The organism is Roseibaca sp. Y0-43 (assembly GCF_020667835.1).
GTDB lineage: Bacteria > Pseudomonadota > Alphaproteobacteria > Rhodobacterales > Rhodobacteraceae > Roseinatronobacter.
The window spans coordinates 332,694-354,727 of the sequence record NZ_JAFMPR010000001.1 but is presented as its reverse complement, the minus strand read 5'-3'; the positions used below and the strand labels follow the sequence as shown (position 1 = coordinate 354,727).

Below are 22,034 nucleotides of genomic sequence, written 5' to 3'. Positions count from 1 at the left end.
CGCGTCACGATGACAGCTGTAATCGCGCTGGACCACGGACCGGGCGGGCAGGCCGCGCTGTTCACCCGGCCACATGCGCGGCTTGTGGCATGGAGCCGCGCAGAGGTTGCCGATGTGCTGGACCGGGCCGAGGCCGCGCGCCGTGCGGGCCATTGGGTGGCGGGCTATATCGCCTATGAGGCGGGCTATGCGTTCGAGCCGCGCCTGCACAGCATTCCGCATCACGACCCGCGCGCGCCCCTTGTTGCCTTGGGTGTCTTCGACCCGCCCGCGCCGGCGCAGCCCTTTCACGCGCAGGCCGATGCGCAGCGCGCCAGCCTGTCGCCACTCATGCCGCGTGTCAGCCGTGGCGAATATGCGGCGGCCTTCGCCCGTCTGATGGATTATATCGCGGCCGGTGATTGCTATCAGGCCAATCTGACCTTTCCTCTGGCGGCACAGCTGACTTCTGGCACCGCTATCGGCTTGTATGGGGCGTTGCGCGCGCGTCAGCAGGTGGGCTTCGGGGCGTATCTGGACCTTGGCGCGGGCCCGGTCGTGTTGTCGCGCAGCCCGGAACTGTTCTTCACCCTGCAAGACGGCGTGGTCGAAAGCCGCCCCATGAAGGGCACCGCCCCGCGCGGGGCCACGCCAGAGGCCGATGCGGCCTTGCGTGAGGCTTTGGCAGCAAGCGAAAAGGTGCAGGCCGAGAACCTGATGATCGTCGATCTGTTACGCAATGACATCGCGCGCGTGTCCGAGGTCGGCTCGGTTCAGGTGCCCGAACTATTTGCCATCGACAGTTTCGCCACTGTCCACCAGATGAGCAGCCGCATCCGCGGGCGATTGCGCGCCAAGATGGGCCTGCTCGACATCATGGCGGCACTGTTTCCTTGCGGCTCTGTCACCGGCGCGCCGAAAATCCGCGCCATGCAGATCATCGCTGAATTGGAACGCGCGCCGCGCTCGGTCTATTGCGGGGCGATCGGCTGGGCCGCGCCGGATGGCGATCAAGCGTGGTCGGTGGCCATTCGCACGCTGCGCCTGTTTGACGATGGCCATGTCGAAGCCAATGTCGGCGGCGGCATCGTGCAAGACAGCACGGAACCCGGCGAATGGGAGGAGGCGCTTTGGAAAACCCGTTTCGCGACAGATCTTGGCCGCGTGGCCTGACCCTGATCGAGACCGGCTATTGGGACGGGCGCGCGCTGCGGCACGAGGGGCTGCACCGTGCGCGCTTGCAATCCGGGGCGGCCATGTTGGGCTGGTCTGTGCCCCAGTTCGCCTTTGCCGGGCCGGATGACCCCGCGCGCTTGCGCCTGACGCTCGACGCCGAGGGTGTGATCCGGCAAGAGGCGCACCCGCTGCCGCCCGCGCTGGACGAGTGGCGCGTGGGGCTGGCCGATCAGCGGCTGTCGTCGGACGATCCGTGGCTGCGGCTGAAATCCAGCCAGCGCCATGGTTACGACGCCGCGCGCGCGGCGCTGCCCGACGGGCTGGACGAACTCATCTTGCTGAACGAGCGGGACGAGGTCTGCGACGGCACCATCACCACGGTCTTTTTCGACCGAGGTGCCGGGATGCGTACGCCACCCCTGTCATCGGGCCTGCTGCCGGGGGTGCTGCGCGCGTCGCTTGCCTGCCCGGAAGAGGTGCTTCTGGCCCCTGACTTGCCGCATGTGCGCCTGTGGCTGGGCAACGCGTTGCGGGGCTTGGCCCCCGCGCGCTTCATGCCGTGACACGGGCCAAGATGGTGCGGAACAGGGCCACACCGGGGGCGATCAGGGCGTCGGGGAAATCATAGGCCGGGTCATGCAGGGCAGGCTGGGCCTCGCCCGCGCCAAGGAAGAACAGTGCGCATTTGGCATATGCGCTGAATGCACCAAAATCCTCTGACGGCCGCATGGGGAAAGTGAAATCGCCTTCGGCCAGACCCAACGCCGCGCGCGCCGCCGTGGTGTGGGCCACTGCGTCCACATCGTTCAGCGTGGCGTTGAAATGGTCGTGCCGGGTTATGTCTATCCGCAGCCCCTCTGACTGCGCGGCAACCCAATCGCGCAACGCGCGCTCCAACGCCGTCAGCCCACTATCCGAGATCGCACGCAGGGTGACATGCGCCACCGCCTGCCCCGGCGCGATGCCGAAGGTGGCCGCGCCCATGTTCAGGTGGCAGAGTGTTGCCATCGCACCTTCCGCCCCCTTTGGAAGGGTGGCCAGATGGTCGGTCAGGCGCGCGAGGAAGGGCGCGGGCGAAAGACCTGTTTCCGGAAAGGCGGCATGGGCCTCGCGCCCCGCGATTGTGAGCCGCCAGCCCACCGATGCGCAACTGGCCGGGCCGGGCGCGACCGCGACGGACCCCAGCGCCATGCCCGGCATGTTATGCAGCGCAAAGGCGTAATCGGGCCGCAGGGGCGCAAAGGCAGGGTCCGCCAGCACGGCTCGCGCGCCTGTGCCGGTTTCTTCGGCAGGCTGGAACAGCAGCATCATCCGCCCGCATTTGGGCCGGGTGCCGGCCAGCCCCATCAGGATGGCCATATGCCCGTCATGGCCGCACAGGTGCGCCATGCCGGGGCGCTCGGACGCATGGACCACGCCAGAAGTTTCAGAAATCGGCAGCGCGTCCAGCTCTGCCCGGAACAGCACGCTCGGGCCGGGGGTGCCACTGTCATAGACGGCGGCCACGCCGTGCCCGCCAAGGCCGGTTATCAGGTCATCCGGTGCAGTTGCGCGTAGCCGGTCGGCGATCAGGCGGGCGGTGTCGGCCTCTGCCCCCGAAATCTCGGGCTGGCGGTGCAGGGCGTGGCGCAGGGCGATCAGGTCTTGGGTCATGTTCCATGCATCGGTCATCCCGCTGCGCCTGTCCAGAGGGGTCAGGTCCACGCCTCTGGCTGAACTGCGTAGCCGATATACAAAGGGTGTTTCGGGTGACCCGCTTTGCTCAGCCCCAAGTGGAACAGCGGCGTGCCGGTGGCGCGCAGCAGCGCCTCGACCTGCGCGCCGCGCCCCAGATGCGCCCCATGCGTGCCCCAGGCGCAGATCACCCGGTCGCCCCATGGCAGGCTGTCCAGAATGGCCGCGTCATTGGCTGGCCCGACCGGGTCCGGGGCGGCACGCATCACGCGCGGATCGGTCGCGCGAAAGGCGAAGATGTTGCACACCCGGAACGCGCCAAACCCCAAAGCGCGGGCGCGGCGTTCGCAGCGTTCGACCGTGGGGTCGTTCTGCACCTCTGTCGCGGTCGAGGGGTTCAGCATGATGAACAGCGCGCGGCCAAGGTCGGGCGCCCATTCGCGCGTCAGCAGGTAGCGGTATTGCTCGCAGGGCGAATAGACCGCGACCGAGGGCGCGTCGCCCTTCACATGGCTGCGGGTTATCAGGCCCGACATGTCCATCAGTCGCGGTTGAACACGCGGCTGGGGTGCAACTCGCCCGCCTTGTAGCGGCCGACGGCAATGGCTTTGCCGTCAAGGCTGGCCCAGGCTGCGGTGCCATATTCCACGCCAGCGGCCAGCACCATGCCGGGATTGCCGTTGCGCAGGCGTGCTGCGCCGTCGGGCGTTGCGGGCAGTTCGGGCAGATCGGCCAAACCGACCTCTAGCGGCAGGATGTGGCTGTCCAGCTCGGGGCTATGCGCGAGGGCGTCGATTTGCTCCAGGCTCAGGCCGTCCTCGGCATCGAACGGACCGGACCATTCGCGCCGCAGCCATGCGACATGGCCGAGGCAGCCTAAGCTTGCGCCCAGATCGCGGGCGATGGACCGCACATAGCCACCCTTGCCACAGACCATGTCCAGATCGACATGGTCCGCGTCAGGGCGCACGACGATTTCCAGCTTTTCGACCCACAAGGGGCGCGCGGCCAGATCCATCTCGTCGCCCGCGCGGGCGATGTCATAGGCGCGCTCGCCCTCGACCTTGACGGCGGAAAACTGCGGCGGAACCTGCATGATCTCGCCCCGAAAGGCGGCGAGGGCGGCGTCGATCTCGGCATCGGTAGGGCGCAGGTCAGAGGTTTCGATCACCTCGCCTTCGGCATCGTCGGTGGTAGTGGATTGACCCAAGCGCACGCGGAAACGGTAGGCTTTCAAGGCGTCGGTGATATAGGGCACGGTTTTCGTGGCCTCGCCCAAGGCGACAGCCAGAACACCTGTCGCCGCCGGGTCGAGCGTGCCCGCATGGCCCGCTTTTTGCGCCTGAAGCGCCCAGCGCACCTTGTTGACCACCGCGGTCGAGGTGACACCCGCCGGTTTGTCCACCACCAGCCAGCCCGAAATGGCGCGACCCTTGCGCTTGCGTCCCATGATGTCCTCTTGCAACACGTTCAGGGCGGTGCTGCTACTGGTTGGGCGCAGGCGCGTCAACAACCTTGCCGATGATCGGACCCAGCGGCAGCCCCCAATCCGAGCGCCCAAGTTCCGGCGCATGCAGCCGCGATACCCGCCCGTCGATATAAAGCGCCTGCGGCAGCCCCAGATGGTCGCGGAAAAAGCGGGCGAATTCCCACAGGTTCACGGCGCTGTCGGAGATGACGAAAACCGCGCGCTGCCCATCGGCGGTTACACCCACGCCGTTGCGGATCAGACGCGAGTCGGAGCTCTCGACGAAACGCGGGTGATAGTCCCCGTCGATGACTAGCATCGGCCCCGATTGCGTGGCGTAGCGGCAGGCGGGGCGCGCATTGGCGAAGGCGCGGCTTTCAATGACCGTCAAGCGGGTTTCTTCCACGCAGAACACGCCATTGGGCAGCAGGCCGAAATTGCCCGGCCCTTCCGACAGGATCAACCGGGCCTGTTCCTCGCGGTTTTCTATCAGCAGGCCCACAGGCGCGCGGTCGGCATGATACATGCCGCCATTCATGGCAAACGCCAATTGCTTGCCTTCGGGTGCCAAGGCGGCGTCCACGGCGGCGAAATTGCCATAGGTCAGCCCGTCCGGCCCGCGCAGGAACAGGCGCAGATCGTCGCCCGCCTGCACCTCGCAGGTGGTGAACCGCTGGTCAAGATAGTCGGTCCGGGTGCAGTCGGCCTGCGCGGGCAGCGCCCAGAACAGGCCCGCTGCAAGGGCTTTAGCGATCCGTGCCATCAGGCTCATCGCCGCTTGCAAGGTCGCGCTGCACGGCCTCGTCATTCAGCAGGCGGCGCGTTTCGTCCATGCGGTCGAAGGTCTCGTCCAGCTTGAAGCGCAGGTCGGGCGCGTATTTCAGGGTCATCTCGCGGCTGACAAGGTGGCGCAGTTCCGCCTTGTTGCGCCGCAGCGCCGCCAGCGCACTGTCCTGATCGCGCCCGCCCAAGGGCATGACATAGGCCGTCGCGATTTTCAGGTCGGGCGAGGCGCGCACCTCGCTGACGGTAATCGGGATGCGGTTCAGCTCGGGGTCATGGACATCGCCACGGGCCAGCACATCGGCCAGCGTACGGCGCAGCAATTCGCCCACGCGCAACTGGCGTTGCGACGGGCCGGAGGCATTGGAAAAACGACGGTTCGACATGGGTTTGGTTTAGGCCAAACCCGGCCCTCGCGCAACGAGCCTTTGCCAAGTTGGCGGCATTTGGCTATGTGGCTGACACAGTCACAAGGAAAAGGGTCAGATCATGCGCAAGATCGCGGTTTTCGGTGTGTCGGGGCGAATGGGCCAAATGCTGGTGCGCGAGATCGACGCGGCGTCCGGGGCAAGCCTGTCGGCAGCGGTCGAGCGTGCGGGGCATGACTGGATCGGCCAGGATCTGGGCCGGATGATGGGCGGGGCCGCGCGTGATCTCGTCGTGACCGACGATATTGATGCGGCGCTGGCGGCCAGCGATGTCATCATCGACTTCACCGCCCCCGCCGCGACTGTCGCGCTTGCGCGGCGTGCCGCCGACGCGGGTGTGGCGCATGTCATCGGCACAACCGGCTTTGACGATGACGACCTTGCGGCCTTGGCCGAAATCGGCACGCGCGGCCACATCGTGCGCGCGGGCAATATGAGCCTTGGGGTCAACCTGCTGGTTACGCTGGCGCGGCAAGTCGCCGCCGCGCTGGGCGAAGAGTTCGATGTCGAAATTGTCGAGGCGCATCATCGCCACAAGGTCGATGCGCCCTCTGGCACCGCCCTGATGCTGGGCGAGGCCGTGGCCCAAGGCCGGGGTGTGAACCTGTCGGACGTGGCCGACCGGGGCCGTGACGGCATTACGGGCGCGCGGCGCGAAGGGGCGATCGGCTTTCACGCCATTCGCGGCGGTGATTTCATTGGCGAGCATGACGTGATCTTTGCCGGACCGGGCGAGCGCGTGACGCTGCGCCATGTGGCCTCTGACCGCGCGCTGTTCGCGCGGGGTGCCGTGCGTGCGGCCATGTGGCTGGAGGGTCGCGCACCGGGCGAATATTCCATGCTGGACGTGCTGGGCCTGGGCAAAAGCTGACGGGGCACCGGGCAGACGGCTGGCGTTTGGGCAGCTTCTTGCCCATGCGCGCGAAAAACCTACATCTGTGCGAAACCATTTCTATCTTGCATCCGTAACCCTGACAGCCACATCGCAAGAGGTTGCCATGACACGTTTCGCAATCGCCACTGCCGCGCTTTTCGCAACAGCCATGCCCGCGCTGGCAGAGTTTCAACCCGTCCGGGACGAACGCAATTTCCGCGCCCTTGTCGAGGGTCGCGAGTTGACCCGCTTCGGCGTGCGCCTGCAAGTTCTGCCACAGGGCGAAATTCGCGGTCGCGGCTTCGGGATGCAGGTTGGCGGGCGCTGGGAATGGCGCAACGGTTATTTCTGCCGCACGCTGGAATTCGGCGAGTCGGGCGATCCGTATAATTGCCAGCTTGTGCTGCGCAACGGGTCGACCCTGCGCTTCGTGTCGGACCAGGGCCAGGGCGATTCCGCCGATCTGCGCTTGCGCAACCCTAGCTAACGGCTTGCCAGCGCGGCTTGGCGCTGGCTAACTGGCGCGGCACAGATCGGAAAGGCCCGCCATGACATCGCCGCGCAAACGCATTTGGGGCTGGTGGGCCTTTGACTGGGCGAACCAGCCCTATAACACGCTGCTACTGACCTTTATCTTCGCGCCCTATTTCGCCTCTGCCGTCGCGCCCGACCCGGTGACGGGGCAAGCGCTTTGGGGCTGGATGCTGGCGCTGTCGGGCCTGGTCATCGCGTTTTCTGCGCCGGTCATGGGCGCAATCGCTGACAGTTCGGGCAATCGCCGCGTCTGGCTGCTGGTCTGGTCGGCCTTCTATGTCGCGGGCGCGGCGGCGCTCTGGTTTGCGGTCCCCGCCGCCGATACCGGAACGATCTGGCTAATCTTGCTGGCCTTCGCGGTGGGGCTTGTCGGGCTGGAATTCGGCATCGTCTTTACCAATGCGACCTTGCCCGATCTGGGCACGCGCGACGATCTTGGCCAGATTTCTGGCACCGGTTGGGCGCTGGGCTATGTGGGCGGCTTGGTCTCGCTTGTTGTCATGCTGCTGTTTCTGGCCGAGAATGACCAAGGCGTGACCCTGATCGGCCTGCCGCCCGCTTTCGGACTGGACGCCGCCGCGCGCGAAGGCACGCGCCTTGTCGGCCCCTTCACGGCGCTGTGGTATCTGGTCTTTGTCATCCCGTTCTTCCTGTGGGTGCCCATCAAGGCCACGGCCCAGCGCACCACCGGCGCGGTGCGCCGCGCCTTGGCGGAGTTGGGACAAAGCCTGCGCGCCTTGCCCAAACGCAAAAGCCTTTTCGCCTATCTGGGAGCCTCGCTTCTGTATCGCGATGCGCTGAACGGCATTTACGCGTTCGGCGGCATCTATGCGGCGGGAGTGCTGGGCTGGTCCATTGTGCAAATCGGGGTGTTCGGCATCCTCGCCGCTGCCGTGGGCGCCGTGGCCTGCTGGCTGGCGGGCAAGCTGGATTCGCGCTTCGGCCCGAAACCCGTCATCATCGGCTGTGTGGCCCTGTTGATGGCGGTCTGCGTCATCATCGTGGGCACGGATCGCAGCATGGCGGTCTTCGTGCCGGTCGCCGACGGGTCAAGCTTGCCCGACATCACCTTCTACATCTGCGGCGCGCTGATCGGGGCAGGGGGCGGCAGCCTGCAATCGGCCTCTCGCACGATGATGGTGCGCCAAGCCGACCCCGCGCGCATGACCGAGGGCTTCGGCCTATACGCACTGTCCGGCAAGGCGCTGGCGTTCCTTGCGCCCGCGCTGGTGGCGGCGGTCACAACCCTGACCGACAGCCAGCGCATGGGCGTGACCCCGTTGATTGTGCTTTTCGTGGCGGGGCTTGTGCTGCTAACCTTCGTGGACCCAGACGGAGAGCCCGAATTCCGATGCGCCCCATCCTGATCGCCCTTGCGCTGCTTCTTGCCGCCCCCGCCCACGCACAACAGCTTGCCAACCAGTTGTTCGGGGCCCATGCCTATGGGTCGTTGCAGCCACCGGAACCCATCGGCAGCTACTCCAACGGCTGTGGCGCGGGTTTGGTGCGCCTGCCGGAAACCGGGCCGACATGGCAAGCCATGCGTTTGTCGCGCAACCGGAACTGGGGCCACCCCACGCTGATGGAATATGTGCAGGATCTCAGCCGCGAGGCAACGCGCCACGGCTGGGCGGGCTTGTATATCGGCGATATAAGCCAACCGCGCGGCGGGCCCATGACCTCTGGCCATGCCAGCCACCAGATCGGGCTGGACGTGGATATCTGGATGCTGCCGCCCAGCCGTCTGAACCTGAGCGTGGCCGAGCGCGAAAGCCTCAGCTCCATTTCCGTGCGCACAGAGGATCAGCGCCGCGTGAACGGCAACTGGACCCGGTCGCATTACAACATCATGCGCGCGGCGGCCTCTGACCCGCGCGTGGATCGCATTTTCGTCGCCGCCGCCGTGAAGCTGGAGATGTGCAAAACCGCGCGCGCCGCCGATACCGCCTGGCTTCAGAAAATCCGGCCCGCGGCGGGCCATAATTACCACTTCCATGTGCGCCTGAAATGCCCGCGCGGCGCGCGCGGCTGTGAAACCCAGACGCCCACGGTGGCGGAACTGTCCAAGGGCGGCAACGGGTGCGACGAAACACTGGAATGGTGGGTGACGGATTACCTGAACCCGCCCCCGCGCGACCCGAACGCCCCGCCGCCCGAGCGCCGCCGCCACCCGCGCGAGTATACGATGGCCGATTTGCCGCGCGCTTGTCAGGCAGTTCTGGCCGCGCAGTAACGTCAGCCACGCAAGACTATTGCCAAGCGGGGGGGCATGGGTAAGCTGATCCTGCACCGGCGTCATCAAGTCGTTACAGAAGCTTGGCACGCCGTCACTTGTCCGCCGCCACCGCGCGGCCACCAACGGGGATGCGACCATGACCGACACTCATCTGAACCGCCGCGGCTTTCTCAGCTTGGCCGGGGCCACGCTGGCACTGACCGGCGCAGGCAGCTTCACCATGCGCAGCGCGCGCGCCCAGTCGGGCTTTTCGCTGACGGTGCTGCATATCAACGACATGCACAGCCGCATCAGCGAGATCAGCAAGTATAACTCGACCTGCTCGGACGACGATTCGGCCGAAGGCAATTGTTTCGGCGGCTCTGCCCGTCTGGCGACCGCGATCCGCGACCGCCGCGCCGCGCATGAGGGCGCGGGCCGCCCGGTCCTGACGCTGGACGCGGGCGACCAAAGCCAGGGCACGCTTTACTACACCACCTATGGCGGCAAGGCCGAGGTGCAGATGATGAACGCCATCGGCTTCGACGCGATGGGCGTGGGCAACCACGAATTCAACCGCGGGCCAGAAAGCTTGGCCGAAATGATCGCGGAGGCGAATTTCCCGGTCGTGTCGGGCAATATCACCGTGGCAGACGGCAGCCCGCTGGCGGGCCGCATCCAGCCGCAGGTCGTGATCGAGAAGAACGGCGAGCGCATCGGCATTCTGGGCGTGACCACGCCCGACACCGTTATCCTGTCCTCGCCCGGCCCCGATGTCAGCTTCGCCGATGAAATCGAGTATCTGCAAGGCGCCATCGCGGCCATGCAGGCCGATGGTATCAGCAAGATCCTTCTGCTCAGCCATGTCGGCTATAACCGCGACCAGGAAATCGCCGCTGCGGTGGACGGGATTTCGGCCATCATCGGCGGGCACAGCCACACCCGCATGTCCAACACCGAAGAGGGCGCGGTCGAATATGCAACGCTCGTTGCCAGCCCCAGCGGGCGTGCCGTGCCCATCGTGCAGGCTTTTGCCTTCTCGCGCTATCTCGGCGAATTGCAGCTCGACTTCGCCGAAGATGGCGCGGTGGTCTCGGCCAGCGGCGACACGGTTCTGCTGGACGCAAGCTTCGCCCCCGCCGAGGATATCGAGGCGCTGATCGCTCCCTTGTCCGAACCCATCGAGCGGCTGGTCCGCGCGCCCGTGGCAGAGCTTGCCGCCCCCATCGACGGCGCGCGTGAAAACTGTCGCGCCCGCGAATGCGAAATGGGCAATACCGTCACCGACGCCATGCTGGCAGAGGTGGCCGATCGCGGTATCACCATCGCGCTGGCAAATGGCGGCGGTTTGCGCGCATCCATCGGCGCAGGCACGGCGACGCTCGGCGATGTGCTGACGGTTCTACCCTTCCAGAACACGCTCTACACGCTGGAACTGCCCGGCGCGGCCCTTGTCGCGGCGCTGGAACATGGCGTCGGCGACATCGAGAACGGCGCAGGGCGTTTCCCGCAGGTCGCGGGTCTGCGCTTCAAACTCGACCCATCCGTCGCCTCTGGCGCGGGCCGCGTGTCGGATGTCGAGGTCCGCAATGGCGAGGCTTGGGAACCCATCGACCCCGCCGCCATGTATGGGCTTGTGACCAACAACTTCATGGCCGGTGGCGGCGATGGCTATTCCATGCTGCGCGAACAGGGTGTGAATGGCTATGACACCGCCATCGACCTCGCAGAGGTTCTTGCGCGCTACCTGTCGGCCAACGAACCCTTCGCGCCCGAACTGGATGGCCGCATCTTGCAATAACGTAGCAGGGGGCGGCACGATCCACCGCCCCCTTCATCCTTGCAAAAATATCCTGGGGGAGTCCGGTCCCGGAACGGGGCCGGGCGGGGGCAAAGCCCCCTGAAACGGTCTCTTTAAATATCCACCGCCGTCGTCTGCACCACCCGGCGCAGCGCGAAGGAGGATTGCATTTGCGTCACGCCCGGCAAACGGCTCAGGTAGCGCCGATGAATGCGGGCGAAATCCTCGGTGTCGATGGCGATGATCTTCAGAAGGTAATCCGCGCTGCCCGCCATCAGGTGGCATTCCAGCACATCGGGCACGCGCGCCACCTCGCGCTCGAACCGGTCCAGAAGCTCGTCACTTTGGCCCGAGAGCGTGATCTCGACGAATACGGTCGTGGGCCGGCCGATGCGTTTGAGGTCCAGAAGCGCCACGTAATCCGCGATGATCCCGTCACTCTCCAGCCGCTGCACCCGCCTGTGGCAGGCCGAGGGCGACAGGTTCACCATCTCGGCCAGTTCGGCATTGGTCACGCGGCCCTGTTTTTGCAGCACCCGCAAGATCCGGCGGTCCGTGTCGTCTAGCTGCATCGCAGCGCAATCCTTTGCGGCTTGGGACGAAACTCTTCGAAGAATATTCGCAGCTTACGCATCATACCCGAATATTTGCAAACACATTTCGTGCAATCGCGATCATCCTGTCACCAGCAAACACAGGAGGATCACCCATGCGCGTCGGATGCCCAACCGAGATCAAACCACAGGAATACCGTGTCGGCCTGACGCCCGCCGCCGCGCAGGAACTGGTGCGCGCGGGCCATGAAGTGCTTGTGCAGGCGGGCGCGGGCGCGGGGGCCGGATTCACCGATGCCGATTATACCCGCGCAGGTGCCGCGATTGCCGAGAGTGCCACAGAGATATTCGCGCAATCGGACATAGTGGTGAAGGTCAAGGAACCCCAAGCCGTCGAGCGCAAGCAGTTGCGCGAAGGGCAAGTGCTGTTCACCTATCTGCACCTCGCGCCCGACCCGGCGCAGACCCGCGACCTGCTGGACAGCGGCGTGACCGCGATTGCTTATGAAACCGTGACAGACCGCAATGGTGGGCTGCCGCTTCTGGCGCCCATGTCCGAAGTGGCGGGGCGTCTGGCGCCGCAAATGGGCGCGTGGAGCTTGCAAAAGGCCAATGGCGGGCGCGGCGTGCTGATGGGCGGCGTGCCCGGCGTCGGCCCGGCCAAGGTCGTGGTTCTGGGCGGCGGTGTCGTCGGCACTCATGCGGCGCGTATCGCTGCGGGCATGGGCGCGGATGTGACGGTGCTGGACCTGTCCCTGCCGCGTCTGCGCTACCTGGACGATGTGTTCAGCCAGAGCTTCCGCACAGGCTATGCCAGCGCCGCGCGCACAGCCGAGCTGGTGGCAGAGGCGGATATGGTCATCGGCGCGGTGCTGGTGCCCGGTGCGGCGGCCCCGAAGCTGCTGACCCGCGCGCAACTGGCCGATATGAAGCCGGGGGCGGTGCTGGTGGACGTGGCCATCGACCAGGGCGGGTGCTTCGAGACCTCGCGCCCCACCACCCATGCCGACCCGATCTACGAGGTGGACGGGATAATCCATTACTGCGTGGCCAATATGCCGGGCGCGGTTGCGCGCACCTCGACACTGGCCTTGGGCAACGCGACCATGCCGTTCATGCTGGCGCTTGCCAACAAGGGCTGGCGGCAAGCCTGTGCCGATGACCCGCACCTGCTGGCCGGGCTGAACACCCATGCCGGTCGTCTGACCTATGGCGCGGTGGGCAAGGCGCTGAACCTTGATGTGACCCCGGCAGAGACCTTGCTGAAGGCCGCTTAATCCGCGGGCGCGGGGCGGTCGCCCATCGCCTCGCGCCAATGACGGCGGCAAAGGGCCACATAGGTTTCATTGCCGCCGATCTGCACCTGCGCGCCATCGCGCAAGGCGCGGCCATCTTCGCCCATGCGCACAACCATCGTGGCCTTCTTGCCGCAATGGCAGATCGTGCGCACCTCGCGCATTTCATCGGCCAAGGCCAGCAGGGTGGCGGAACCGGGGAACAGTTCGCCCCGGAAATCCACGCGCAGGCCGTAGCACATGACCGGCAGGTGCAGGTCATCGACCGCGCGCGCCAGTTGCCAGACTTGGGCGGGGCTGAGGAATTGCGCCTCGTCCACGAAAACACAGGCAACCGGGCCTTGCGCTTGGCGTGTGGTAAGCATGTCGAACAAATCGTCGTTTTCGGAAAATGTGTCTGCATCCGCCCCGATCCCGATGCGCGACGCGATCCGCCCTTGCCCCGCGCGGCCATCCAGCTTGGCGGTCAGCAGATAGGGCACCATCCCGCGCTCGCGGTAGTTATGCGCGGCTTGCAGCAGGATCGTGGATTTGCCTGCGTTCATGGTCGAATAATGGAAATAGAGCTTTGCCATGGCTTGCTTTAGCCCGTCGCGGCGGGCGGGCCAAGCCTATTGCCCCTTGCTTGCGGCAAAGGCATACCACGGCAAACATGGAGGCGACCGCATGACGACAACCATTCTTGGCATCAAGACCTGTGACACCTGCCGCAAGGCCATCAAAGCGCTGCCCGACGCCACCTTCCGCGATGTGCGCAACGACCCGCTGTCAGATGCGGAACGCGCCGAACTGATCGCGGAATTCGGGGATGCGCTGGTCAACCGCGCCTCGACCACTTGGCGCAGCCTGTCGGACGAGGAAAAAGCGCAAGACGCAGGCGCGCTTCTGGCCGCGCACCCGACGCTGATGAAGCGCCCGGTGATCCAGCATAACGGTGCGTGGTATCTGGGGTGGAAAGCCGACACCCAGAAAGCGCTGGGCGTCTAAGAAAGCAAGAGGGGCGCGGCCAGCTTACCGGCCACGCCCGCCCTGTGCGGGCCTAGAGCAATTTCAGGTCGCTCGCGGATTCGCGCCCGTCGCGGCCTGCGCGCAGCTCGTAGCCGACTTTCTGATCGTCGGCCAAGCCGGTCAGCCCCGCGCGTTCGACAGCAGAGATATGCACGAAAATATCCTTGCCGCCATCGTCGGGGGCGATGAACCCGTAACCCTTGGTCGTGTTGAACCACTTTACTGTGCCGGTTGGCATACAGCATCTCCTCGTTCAGTCTGTCCCAAGGCGGTATTGCCCTGGGGCGTTCAGCCAGGTCTTCCGTATCGGCTGTCGCAGACGCAAAGGGCCGTGGTAGAAAGTCTGTCATCCCGTCTAAAATGGTGCCACAGCCAAACGAAAACGCAAGGTTTTCGTTCAAAAACCCGTCTTTCCGGGGCTGCGCCACCGGCAAAGCGGGTTTTTGCGGCAGCGATACCCTGCGTTTAACATGTTCTGATTCTGGTGCATTTTGCATGTCTGGCGGCTTTGTCCTTGACTTTTCAGCCCATGACGCGCATCTGCCAATCAACCGCAAACGTGCCGCGTGAGCACTGACAAGGTTTGCGATGGGGGCACAATGCCCCAAACCCAGCTTCCCGACATCACGCGTGGGGGGCGGCGCCTGCGATATGGGCGCCCCCAACCGTCCCCAATGGAATGGGGCATTTTGGCCGCGCAAGCGTGCCATGAAAGGACGTATCTTGACTGATTTTTCCATGTTCGGGCTGCGCCCGCTTCTGAATACCGGGCTAGAGGCCCAGGGGCTGGACAAGCCGACCCCGATTCAGGCGCGCGCGATTCCCGTCATCATGCAGGGCCGTGACCTGCTGGGGCTGGCGCAGACCGGTACCGGCAAGACGCTGGCCTTTGGCCTGCCCATCTTGCACGAAGTGCTGGGTGCGGGTCGTCCCAACCCCAAAACCACCCAAGCGCTGATCCTTGCGCCCACGCGCGAGCTGGTGAACCAGATTGCCGAGACGCTGAACGCCTTTGCGCTGAAATCGCCCGTAAAGGTTACGCGCGTCGTGGGTGGCGCGGGAATTAACCCGCAGATCCAGAAACTGGCCAAGGGCACCGACATTCTGGTCGCTACCCCCGGCCGCCTGCTGGACCTGCTGGACCGCCGCGCGCTGACGCTGGCGGAAACCCGGATGCTGGTGCTGGACGAGGCCGACCAGATGCTGGACCTTGGCTTTATCCACGCGCTGCGCAAGATCGCGGCGCTGCTGCCGCGCGAGCGTCAGACGCTGATGTTCTCGGCCACCATGTCGAAGCAGATGAACGAGATTGCCGCCGCCTATCTGGACCGCCCCGAGCGGATAGAGGTCGCCGCTCCCGGCAAGCCCGCCGACAAGATCAACCAGTCGGTGCATTTCGTGTCACAGGGCGACAAGGCGAAACTGCTGGAGAGCTATCTGAAGCAGCACACGGACGAGCTGGCGCTGGTTTTCTCGCGCACCAAGCACGGTGCCGAAAAGCTGATGAAACTGCTGAATAGCTGGGGCCTGTCGGCCGGGTCGATCCATGGCAACAAAAGCCAAGGCCAGCGCGAGCGCACGCTGGCCGCGTTCCGCGCGGGCGAGATCAAGGTGCTGGTCGCGACCGACGTGGCCGCGCGCGGCATCGACATTCCCGATATGGGGCATGTCTATAACTACGACCTGCCGGAAGTGCCGGAAAACTACGTCCACCGCATTGGCCGCACCGCGCGGGCCGGTGCGTCGGGCCGCGCGATCGCGTTCTGCGCCCCCGCCGAGATGGAAGACCTGCGCGCCATCGAGAAGCTGATGAAGATCAGCATGAAGGTAGAAGGCGGCGTGCCGTGGTCTGCCGAACTGGCCGGGCCTGCACGGGCCGAACAGCGCAAGCGTGGCCAACCGCAGCAGCGCCGTAAGCCGCAAGGCGGTGGCGCGCGTGGTGACAAGCCGAAAGCGGCGGGTGCACCCCGTGACGGCAAGCCCAAGAGCGCGGGCGGGCAGAAACGCCGTCGCTTCGGATAATGCGAAAGGCGCGAGGGCATCCCCTCGCGCCTTTTTCAATGCGTCATGCGTAGAGCTTTGGCTCTGAGCCCGGTGCCGACGCGCGCGACAACAGGTAGAACATGTATTGCCCGACAGACCGGAAACAGACCAAGGTCATTTCCTCTGGCCCCGACACCCAGATCGCGGCGGCCACTTGGGCCGCGCGGGTGCGGCGTATGTCGCCTTCGCGCAGCGTGCCGAAATCGACCGGGCAAAGCTTGGCCAGCGCATCGCCTGCCTGTGCGCCCGTCAGGGTAAACACCGCGCGGGCGTCCGACACATTGGCGACGGTGGCGAACTGTCCCGACAGCAGGTCGCCCAGTTTCGCGGCAAGTGCGGGCGCTGCCGCATAGTCGCACAGGATCAGCAGCTCGTCATAGGACATCCACGCCACAGCCATGTCGCCCGCGCGCTCTACCCGGCGCTGGGCCGGGATCGCGCAGCCCGTGGCGGCAACCACGGCATCTGTCATCCAGCCCGCCGCCACATCGCCGCGCAGCGAAATCATGCCGCGCAAGCCCGCTTCCGCGACAGTGACAAAGCCTGCGTAAGATGCGCCGGGCAGGGCGCTGACAGCCATATCAGACATCTTGCTTTGCCCCTTCCTTGTCATAAAGCACCGGGTCCACGATCCGCGCCTTGATGCGGGCGTCATTTGGCCCGGCAAACTCCAGCACTTCGCCCATGCGGTTGGGCCCGTGGCGCACCAGCCCCATGGCAATCCCGCGCTTCAGGGTGGGAGAGTAATAGGTCGAGGTGACGCGCCCCTCGGTTTCCGCCTGCTTGTTGGCGGTCTTGCCCCCCGTCACGGCCAAAGCGCCATGCGGCAGGACAGACCCGTCCAGCGTTTCCAAACCCACCAGCTTCCAGCGGTCGGGATGGACCATTGCTTCGCGCTCCATCCCGCGCTTGCCAAGGAAATCGTCCTTCTTCTTGCTGATTGCCCAGTTCAGGTTCAGGTCTTGCGGGATGACCGTGCCATCGGTTTCATCGCCGATCATGATGAAGCCCTTCTCGGCGCGCAGGATGTGCAGCGCCTCGGTGCCATAGGGCATGACGCCCAGATCGGCCCCTTCCGCCAGCAGCCTGTCCCAGAAGGCGCGGCCTTGCGAGGCCGGCACGGCAATCTCGAAGCTCAACTCGCCCGAAAAGCTGATGCGGAACACGCGCGCGTCGAACCCGCCCAAGCGACCCTCAGACCATTCCATGAATTTCAGCGCGTCGCGGCTGACATCCATCCCGCCCAAACGCTCCAGAAGCTGGCGCGCTTTCGGGCCGACCACGGCGATTTGCGCGAATTGCTCTGTCAGGTTCACCGTGTGGACCTTCCAGTCCCACCATTCGCATTGCAGCCAGTCTTCCATCCAGCCATGCACATGATCTGCCCCGCCAGAGGTGGTGTGCACCAAGAACGCATCGTCCGACAGCCGCGCCACGACCCCGTCATCCATCAGGAAGCCGTTTTCGTTGCACATCAGCCCGTAGCGGCATTTGCCGGGTTTGAGCGTGCTCATCATGTTGGTGTAGAGCATGTCCATGAAGCGCCCCGCATCCGGCCCGCTGACAAGGATCTTGCCGAGGGTCGAGGCATCCAGCAGCCCGATATTCGTGCGCGCATTGGTGACTTCGCGGTTCACCGCCTTGTGCCGATCCTCGCCCGCGCGGATATAGGTATAGGGGCGGCGCCACTGGCCCACAGGTTCCCAATCGGCCCCGTTTTCCGCGTGCCAGTCGTAAAGCGGCGTGCGGCGCAGGGGCTGGAACACCGGCCCCGTCGCCCCGCCCGCGATCGCGCCGATGGAAATGGGCGTATAAGGCGGGCGGAAGGTGGTGGTGCCAGTCGCGGGGATGGGCTGGCCAAGCGCGTCCGACAGGATTGCCAGGCCGTTGATATTGCTCAGCTTCCCTTGGTCGGTCGCCATGCCAAGCGTGGTGTAGCGCTTGGTGTGTTCGACGCTTTGGTAGCCTTCGCGCGCGGCCAGTTGCACGTCAGAGACTTTGACGTCGTTCTGGTAGTCCAGCCACATCTTCATGCGCAGGTCATATTCGGCGTTGCGCGGCATCATCCAGACGGCATCCATCGGGGCCATGTCGGGCACTTGGTCGGTTGCCGGTGCAGGGGGGGTGCCACTGGCCCCGGTGGCCTTGGCGGCGGCCAGACCCGCCTCATGCGCGCCCATCAGGACCGCACCCATTTCCCCATCGGCGGACCCGCAGGCGCGCACGAAGCCCGCGCCATCTGCGCCCAAGGGCGGGCGGCTGGCATCGGGGCGGAAGAAGTGGTGCGTGTCGTCCCAGACCAGCTTGCCGCCGCAATGCGACCACAGATGCACGACCGGCGACCAGCCACCAGACATGGCAACCGCGTCGCAGTCGAAAACCTCGGTAAAGGCGGTGCCCTTGCTGTCGATGCGGCAGATCTCGACGCCAGTGACCTTTTTGCCGCCCTTGACCTTGCGAATGCCCTTGCCGGTCAGAACGGTAATCCCCGCCGCGCGGGCCTCTGCCACAAGCGGGCCGTTTGCCTCTGCCCGCGCATCTACCACGGCGGGCACGCCCACGCCCGCTTGGCGCAGCGCGATGGCGGTGCGATAGGCGTCGTCATTATTCGTGACGACAACCACGGACTGCCCCGGCGACACGGCGTAATTCACGACATAGTCGCGCACGGCACTGGCCAGCATCACGCCGGGAAGGTCATTGCCAGCAAAAGACAGCGGCCGTTCAATCGCGCCCGTCGCGGTCACGATCTGGCCCGCGCGCATCCGCCACAGGCGGTGGCGGGGGGCGTCGGTGCCGGGCGCGTGGTCCGACACGCGCTCGTAGCCCAGCACATAGCCGTGGTCATGCACCCCCGCACCCATGCAGCGCAGGCGCAGGTGGACGTTGTCCATGGCTTCCAGCTTGGCGATGGTGGCGGCGACCCACGCATCCGCATCCTGCCCGTCGATGGTCACGCCATCCACCGGCGCGCGACCGCCCCAATGCGCGGTCTGCTCCCACAGGGCCACGCGCGCGCCCGTTTCAGCGGCGGAAAGCGCCGCTTGCAGACCGGCGATCCCGCCGCCGATAATCAGCACATCGCAGAACGCGTAAATCTGTTCATAGCTGTCGGGGTCGCGCGCATCTGGGCTGGGTGCTTTGCCCAAGCCAGCAGATTTGCGGATGACCGGTTCATACACATGCTTCCAAAAGGCGCGCGGGCGCAGGAAGGTCTTGTAATAGAACCCCGCTGTCAGGAATTGCGGCACAAGGCTGTTCACCGCCAGCAGGTCGAAATCGAGGCTGGGCCAATGGTTCTGTGTCTCGCAGGTCAGCCCGTCGAACACCTCGGTCGTGGTCACGCGCTGGTTCGGCTCATATCGGTCGCCTTTTCCAAGCCCGACAAGCGCGTTCGGTTCCTCTGCGCCGCTTGCGACAATGCCGCGCGGGCGGTGATATTTGAACGACCGGCCCAGCAGCGTCTGGCCATTGGCCAGAAGCGAGGCCGCCAGCGTCTCGCCGGCAAAGCCCTTCATATGCTTTCCGTTGAAAGTGAATTTCACATCGCGGCTGCGGTCGATCAGGCGACCGCCTGTTTTCAGGCGATGGCTCATGCGAACCCCTCCCATTCCGGGCGTTTGGCTTTGATCGCCGCGACAATCTCGGCGGGCGGTTCAACGGTCTGCGCGGGGTAGGTGCCGAACACTTCCAGCGTCATCGTGCAACGCGCGGCCAGAAACCACTTGCCGCAGCCATAGGCATGCCGCCAGCGCTCGAAATGAACGCCGCGCGGGTTCTTGCGGTTGAACATGTAGGATTCGTAATCGGCATCCGACGACCCCGGTCCGAAGCGCTTCAGATGCGCTTCGCCGCCCGGGGCGAATTCGGTTTCCTCGGCGGTGACGCCGCAGCAGGGGCAGGTCAGCAATAGCATGGCGCGCCTTTCATGGGGCGCGCAGGCCAGCGCGCCTTATTCGACGGGAATGGTGTAGGATTGCGGGGCGCTGGACATATGCGTGTCCGACAACCCGCCGATCTTGGGCGCGAGGACAAGCCCCGCGACCAGAAGCGGAATGATGATCCCAAAGGCAAGGCCCGCCACACGCTGCGGGTTGCGCAGCAGGGCATCGGCAAATCGGGTGATAAAGGCAAAACGCATGGCACTGTCCTCTGTTCCGTCTGGACCAGAGATAGGGACGAGCACCGCGATGTCACCCCCAAGGCGGCGGAATTGCGCGGAAAATGGCCTGCACAGATGATTGCTCGTTCGTTCATCCTGCCACTCCAGTGGTGAAGCATCTGTCACTATCCCAACCGTGAACTGCACAAAACAACCAGTCACCGTAGGAACTTTGCAGCGTGGCGAATGAAACGATCAGCAACTCGGCAATCATAAAAAACGGTGATAAACCATCGTCAACACGACGCAATTCTTGCGCTATCTCTTCGCGTTTCATGAGCGGAGTTTCGTAGACTTGGCCTCTATCATCCATGTAATTCAGCCAACCTTTTTCATCCGCGAAGGTTATCGCTTTGATCTTGGCCTCATTCTCCGGGCTGAGGTCAATCTTGCCCTCAAGCCCTAGTCTCGTGAGTAATAGTAGAGACTTAAGGCCGACGAATGCTAGGAGTGCACAGGCAATCCAATAGCCGCCAAGCCTCTGGAAAGCATCAGAATTGCCGAAAGAGAACGCTACAAGGTTGGCCGCAATAATGGAAACAAAGAAAACCCCAATTGCGAAGTCAAAGTCGTCTCGGATACTGTCAAATGGGTTCTGTTTCAATGCGCCACCCCCGCCGCCACGCTCTCATCTATGAAGCGGCCCTCGCGGAAGCGGAACATGCTGAACGCTTCTGCCAGCGGTCCTGGCTCGCCCTTGGCGACCAGTTCGGCCATCGCATAGCCCGACCCCGGCGTGGCCTTGAACCCGCCCGTGCCCCAGCCGCAATTGATGAAGCAATTGCCCAAGGGCGTCTTGGAAATGATGGGCGAGCGGTCGCCGGTCATGTCCACGATCCCGCCCCATTGGCGCAGCATTTTCAGGCGTGAAATCATCGGGAACGTCTCGACCAGCGCGCGGACGGTTTCCTCTATATGGTGCCAAGACCCGCGCTGGGTGTAGTTGTTGAACCCGTCCGCGCCGCCGCCGATGACCATCTCTCCCTTGTCGGATTGCGACATGTAGCCATGCACGGTGTTGGCCATGACGACCACATCCATGCAGGGCTTGATGGGTTCCGACACCAACGCTTGAAGTGCCACCGATTCCACTGGTAGGCGGAAGCCCGCCATATCGGCCAGCGCGCCCGAATGGCCCGCAACCACGATGCCCAGCTTGTTGCAGCCGATATGGCCCTTGGTGGTGTTCACGCCCGTGACCATGCCGTTTTCGGATGTCACACCCGTGACCGCGCATTGCTCGATCACATGCATCCCCATGGCGGAACAAGCGCGCGCATAGCCCCAAGCCACCGCATCATGCCGGGCGGTGCCGCCGCGCGCTTGCCACAGCGCACCCAGCACCGGGTAGCGCGGGCCGTCCAGGTTGATGATGGGGACCAGCTTTTTCACTTCGGCGGGCGAGATGAAGCGTGTTTCTACCCCTTGCAGGGCATTGGCGCGTTCGGTGCGCAGGTAGCCGCGCTTTTCATGTTCGGTCTGCGCCAGCATCATCACGCCGCGCGGGCTGAACATGACGTTGTAGTTCAGGTCTTGGCTCATTGTCTCATACAAGGAGCGCGATTTCTCGTAGATCGCGGCCGAAGGGTCTTGCAGGTAGTTCGACCGGATGATCGTGGTGTTGCGGCCCGTGTTGCCGCCGCCCAGCCAGCCTTTTTCGATGATCGCGACGTTCTTGATGCCGTAGCGATGGCCGAGGTAGTAGGCCGTGGCCAGGCCATGCCCGCCAGCGCCGACGATGATGACATCGTAGGATTTGCGCGGCTCTGGGCTGGCCCAGGCGCGGCCCCAGCCCGTGTGCTGGCGAAACGCCTCTCTGGCGATGGCGAAGGCGGAATAGTGTTTCATGGACGCGCACTCCAAGGCTATGGCTGACTTCTGGACCAGCCGCGCCTTGGGTTGTTATCCAGAAACGTCATGTTGCGGGCGAAAACCGAAATCGCCCGATTGGCGCGGCGCATGGTCGCAACATGGGGGGCGCTGACGCGGCTGTGACCCGTTTTCGCTTTTTCGCGCCGCTTGGGAAGGTTACAGAACACA

General features: G+C 64.8%; 24 protein-coding genes. 10 read left to right on the top strand and 14 right to left on the bottom strand.

Translation table 11 applies throughout. The features are described 5' to 3' along the window. Positions 1-9 precede the first annotated feature (9 nt). Together J1C52_RS01755 and J1C52_RS01750 are read left to right on the top strand one after the other, a co-directional pair. Positions 10-1,152 carry an aminodeoxychorismate synthase component I gene (locus J1C52_RS01755; protein WP_227426193.1) on the top strand — a complete coding sequence of 381 codons (1,143 nt, stop codon included), beginning with the start codon at positions 10-12 and terminating at the stop codon, positions 1,150-1,152. Then, complete coding sequence (locus J1C52_RS01750; RefSeq protein ID WP_370633220.1) at positions 1,110-1,718, top strand: aminotransferase class IV; 609 nt, start codon at positions 1,110-1,112, stop codon at positions 1,716-1,718. Before J1C52_RS01755 ends, J1C52_RS01750 begins: the two co-directional genes overlap by 43 nt. Here J1C52_RS01750 and J1C52_RS01745 read toward each other — a convergent pair. The 5 genes from J1C52_RS01745 to rbfA are packed head-to-tail and all read right to left on the bottom strand — an operon-like array spanning position 1,708 to position 5,466. Next, positions 1,708-2,826, bottom strand: coding sequence for an amidohydrolase (locus J1C52_RS01745; protein WP_227426191.1), 1,119 nt, complete (start codon positions 2,824-2,826; stop codon positions 1,708-1,710). The genes J1C52_RS01750 and J1C52_RS01745 overlap by 11 nt on opposite strands. A 23-nt stretch (positions 2,827-2,849) precedes the next feature. Continuing rightward, positions 2,850-3,356 (bottom strand): DUF1643 domain-containing protein, encoded by a 507-nt coding sequence (locus J1C52_RS01740; RefSeq protein WP_227426296.1) that lies wholly within the window; start codon positions 3,354-3,356, stop codon positions 2,850-2,852. A gap of 14 nt (positions 3,357-3,370) precedes the next feature. Further along, positions 3,371-4,279: a tRNA pseudouridine(55) synthase TruB gene (gene truB, locus J1C52_RS01735; RefSeq protein WP_227426190.1), complete on the bottom strand. Its 909-nt coding sequence runs from the start codon at positions 4,277-4,279 to the stop codon at positions 3,371-3,373. Positions 4,280-4,313: 34 nt separating this feature from the next. After that, entirely contained in the window at positions 4,314-5,060 is a 747-nt protein-coding gene (locus J1C52_RS01730; protein ID WP_227426189.1) for a phosphodiester glycosidase family protein, read from the bottom strand. Next, positions 5,044-5,466: a 30S ribosome-binding factor RbfA gene (rbfA, locus tag J1C52_RS01725; protein ID WP_227426188.1), complete on the bottom strand. Its 423-nt coding sequence runs from the start codon at positions 5,464-5,466 to the stop codon at positions 5,044-5,046. The genes J1C52_RS01730 and rbfA overlap by 17 nt, the downstream gene beginning before the upstream one ends. A gap of 103 nt (positions 5,467-5,569) precedes the next feature. Between rbfA and dapB the strand changes: the two genes are divergently transcribed. The 5 genes from dapB to J1C52_RS01700 all read left to right on the top strand — a co-directional run bounded on the left by dapB (position 5,570) and on the right by J1C52_RS01700 (position 10,932). Continuing rightward, complete coding sequence (dapB, locus tag J1C52_RS01720) at positions 5,570-6,379, top strand: 4-hydroxy-tetrahydrodipicolinate reductase (RefSeq protein WP_227426187.1); 810 nt, start codon at positions 5,570-5,572, stop codon at positions 6,377-6,379. A gap of 127 nt (positions 6,380-6,506) precedes the next feature. Continuing rightward, positions 6,507-6,869, top strand: coding sequence for a dihydrodipicolinate reductase (locus J1C52_RS01715; protein ID WP_227426186.1), 363 nt, complete (start codon positions 6,507-6,509; stop codon positions 6,867-6,869). Between the two features lie 61 nt (positions 6,870-6,930). Beyond that, positions 6,931-8,283, top strand: a complete 1,353-nt coding sequence (locus J1C52_RS01710; RefSeq protein WP_227426185.1) for an MFS transporter — start codon at positions 6,931-6,933, stop codon at positions 8,281-8,283. After that, on the top strand, positions 8,268-9,149 hold the full coding sequence (gene mepA / locus J1C52_RS01705; protein ID WP_227426184.1) for a penicillin-insensitive murein endopeptidase: 882 nt from the start codon (positions 8,268-8,270) through the stop codon (positions 9,147-9,149). Before J1C52_RS01710 ends, mepA begins: the two co-directional genes overlap by 16 nt. A gap of 139 nt (positions 9,150-9,288) precedes the next feature. Then, positions 9,289-10,932, top strand: a complete 1,644-nt coding sequence (locus tag J1C52_RS01700; RefSeq protein WP_227426183.1) for a bifunctional metallophosphatase/5'-nucleotidase — start codon at positions 9,289-9,291, stop codon at positions 10,930-10,932. A 113-nt stretch (positions 10,933-11,045) separates the two neighbouring features. On the opposite strand, the gene J1C52_RS01695 is transcribed toward J1C52_RS01700, so the two are convergent. After that, positions 11,046-11,504 carry an Lrp/AsnC family transcriptional regulator gene (locus tag J1C52_RS01695; RefSeq protein WP_227426182.1) on the bottom strand — a complete coding sequence of 153 codons (459 nt, stop codon included), beginning with the start codon at positions 11,502-11,504 and terminating at the stop codon, positions 11,046-11,048. Between the two features lie 137 nt (positions 11,505-11,641). Between J1C52_RS01695 and ald the strand changes: the two genes are divergently transcribed. Beyond that, positions 11,642-12,763 carry an alanine dehydrogenase gene (gene ald / locus J1C52_RS01690; protein ID WP_227426181.1) on the top strand — a complete coding sequence of 374 codons (1,122 nt, stop codon included), beginning with the start codon at positions 11,642-11,644 and terminating at the stop codon, positions 12,761-12,763. Here the strand turns inward: ald and J1C52_RS01685 are convergent. Beyond that, positions 12,760-13,356, bottom strand: a complete 597-nt coding sequence (locus tag J1C52_RS01685; RefSeq protein WP_227426180.1) for a thymidine kinase — start codon at positions 13,354-13,356, stop codon at positions 12,760-12,762. The two genes, ald and J1C52_RS01685, sit on opposite strands and share 4 nt — an antisense overlap. A gap of 91 nt (positions 13,357-13,447) precedes the next feature. Between J1C52_RS01685 and J1C52_RS01680 the strand changes: the two genes are divergently transcribed. After that, the gene (locus J1C52_RS01680) at positions 13,448-13,768 is read left to right on the top strand and encodes an arsenate reductase family protein (protein ID WP_227426179.1); all 321 of its coding nucleotides are present in this window, start codon (positions 13,448-13,450) and stop codon (positions 13,766-13,768) included. 52 nt (positions 13,769-13,820) lie between these two features. Here J1C52_RS01680 and J1C52_RS01675 read toward each other — a convergent pair whose 3' ends face one another. After that, positions 13,821-14,027 (bottom strand): cold-shock protein, encoded by a 207-nt coding sequence (locus tag J1C52_RS01675; RefSeq protein WP_227426178.1) that lies wholly within the window; start codon positions 14,025-14,027, stop codon positions 13,821-13,823. Positions 14,028-14,512: 485 nt separating this feature from the next. Here J1C52_RS01675 and J1C52_RS01670 point away from each other — a divergent pair, with 485 nt between their 5' ends. Beyond that, on the top strand, positions 14,513-15,811 hold the full coding sequence (locus J1C52_RS01670; RefSeq protein WP_370633217.1) for a DEAD/DEAH box helicase: 1,299 nt from the start codon (positions 14,513-14,515) through the stop codon (positions 15,809-15,811). 43 nt (positions 15,812-15,854) lie between these two features. On the opposite strand, the gene J1C52_RS01665 is transcribed toward J1C52_RS01670, so the two are convergent. The 6 genes from J1C52_RS01665 to J1C52_RS01640 form a co-directional block, all read right to left on the bottom strand. Continuing rightward, positions 15,855-16,421 carry a sarcosine oxidase subunit gamma gene (locus J1C52_RS01665; RefSeq protein WP_227426177.1) on the bottom strand — a complete coding sequence of 189 codons (567 nt, stop codon included), beginning with the start codon at positions 16,419-16,421 and terminating at the stop codon, positions 15,855-15,857. Further along, a complete protein-coding gene (locus J1C52_RS01660) occupies positions 16,414-19,428 on the bottom strand; it encodes a sarcosine oxidase subunit alpha family protein (RefSeq protein ID WP_227426176.1) in 3,015 nt (1,004 codons plus the stop codon). The genes J1C52_RS01665 and J1C52_RS01660 overlap by 8 nt, the downstream gene beginning before the upstream one ends. Continuing rightward, entirely contained in the window at positions 19,425-19,748 is a 324-nt protein-coding gene (locus J1C52_RS01655; protein ID WP_227426175.1) for a sarcosine oxidase subunit delta, read from the bottom strand. The genes J1C52_RS01660 and J1C52_RS01655 overlap by 4 nt, the downstream gene beginning before the upstream one ends. A gap of 36 nt (positions 19,749-19,784) precedes the next feature. Further along, positions 19,785-19,973 (bottom strand): hypothetical protein, encoded by a 189-nt coding sequence (locus J1C52_RS01650; protein ID WP_227426174.1) that lies wholly within the window; start codon positions 19,971-19,973, stop codon positions 19,785-19,787. A gap of 112 nt (positions 19,974-20,085) precedes the next feature. Beyond that, positions 20,086-20,598, bottom strand: a complete 513-nt coding sequence (locus tag J1C52_RS01645) for a hypothetical protein (RefSeq protein WP_227426173.1) — start codon at positions 20,596-20,598, stop codon at positions 20,086-20,088. Then, a complete protein-coding gene (locus tag J1C52_RS01640; protein ID WP_227426172.1) occupies positions 20,595-21,842 on the bottom strand; it encodes a sarcosine oxidase subunit beta family protein in 1,248 nt (415 codons plus the stop codon). Before J1C52_RS01640 ends, J1C52_RS01645 begins: the two co-directional genes overlap by 4 nt. Between the last annotated feature and the right edge of the window lie 192 nt (positions 21,843-22,034).

What these genes read in the sequence shown, in the direction of transcription:
- J1C52_RS01695 (WP_227426182.1), bottom strand. Translation starts at nt 11,504, where the DNA reads ATGCAGCTAGACGACACGGACCGCCGGATCTTGCGGGTGCTGCAAAAA.
- J1C52_RS01745 (WP_227426191.1), bottom strand. Translation starts at nt 2,826, where the DNA reads ATGACCGATGCATGGAACATGACCCAAGACCTGATCGCCCTGCGCCAC.
- mepA (WP_227426184.1), top strand. Translation starts at nt 8,268, where the DNA reads ATGCGCCCCATCCTGATCGCCCTTGCGCTGCTTCTTGCCGCCCCCGCC.
- J1C52_RS01715 (WP_227426186.1), top strand. Translation starts at nt 6,507, where the DNA reads ATGACACGTTTCGCAATCGCCACTGCCGCGCTTTTCGCAACAGCCATG.
- J1C52_RS01755 (WP_227426193.1), top strand. Translation starts at nt 10, where the DNA reads ATGACAGCTGTAATCGCGCTGGACCACGGACCGGGCGGGCAGGCCGCG.
- ald (WP_227426181.1), top strand. Translation starts at nt 11,642, where the DNA reads ATGCGCGTCGGATGCCCAACCGAGATCAAACCACAGGAATACCGTGTC.
- truB (WP_227426190.1), bottom strand. Translation starts at nt 4,279, where the DNA reads ATGGGACGCAAGCGCAAGGGTCGCGCCATTTCGGGCTGGCTGGTGGTG.
- J1C52_RS01655 (WP_227426175.1), bottom strand. Translation starts at nt 19,748, where the DNA reads ATGCTATTGCTGACCTGCCCCTGCTGCGGCGTCACCGCCGAGGAAACC.
- J1C52_RS01700 (WP_227426183.1), top strand. Translation starts at nt 9,289, where the DNA reads ATGACCGACACTCATCTGAACCGCCGCGGCTTTCTCAGCTTGGCCGGG.
- J1C52_RS01710 (WP_227426185.1), top strand. Translation starts at nt 6,931, where the DNA reads ATGACATCGCCGCGCAAACGCATTTGGGGCTGGTGGGCCTTTGACTGG.
- J1C52_RS01685 (WP_227426180.1), bottom strand. Translation starts at nt 13,356, where the DNA reads ATGGCAAAGCTCTATTTCCATTATTCGACCATGAACGCAGGCAAATCC.
- J1C52_RS01675 (WP_227426178.1), bottom strand. Translation starts at nt 14,027, where the DNA reads ATGCCAACCGGCACAGTAAAGTGGTTCAACACGACCAAGGGTTACGGG.
- J1C52_RS01665 (WP_227426177.1), bottom strand. Translation starts at nt 16,421, where the DNA reads ATGTCTGATATGGCTGTCAGCGCCCTGCCCGGCGCATCTTACGCAGGC.
- J1C52_RS01680 (WP_227426179.1), top strand. Translation starts at nt 13,448, where the DNA reads ATGACGACAACCATTCTTGGCATCAAGACCTGTGACACCTGCCGCAAG.
- dapB (WP_227426187.1), top strand. Translation starts at nt 5,570, where the DNA reads ATGCGCAAGATCGCGGTTTTCGGTGTGTCGGGGCGAATGGGCCAAATG.
- rbfA (WP_227426188.1), bottom strand. Translation starts at nt 5,466, where the DNA reads ATGTCGAACCGTCGTTTTTCCAATGCCTCCGGCCCGTCGCAACGCCAG.
- J1C52_RS01650 (WP_227426174.1), bottom strand. Translation starts at nt 19,973, where the DNA reads ATGCGTTTTGCCTTTATCACCCGATTTGCCGATGCCCTGCTGCGCAAC.
- J1C52_RS01730 (WP_227426189.1), bottom strand. Translation starts at nt 5,060, where the DNA reads ATGGCACGGATCGCTAAAGCCCTTGCAGCGGGCCTGTTCTGGGCGCTG.
- J1C52_RS01660 (WP_227426176.1), bottom strand. Translation starts at nt 19,428, where the DNA reads ATGAGCCATCGCCTGAAAACAGGCGGTCGCCTGATCGACCGCAGCCGC.
- J1C52_RS01640 (WP_227426172.1), bottom strand. Translation starts at nt 21,842, where the DNA reads ATGAAACACTATTCCGCCTTCGCCATCGCCAGAGAGGCGTTTCGCCAG.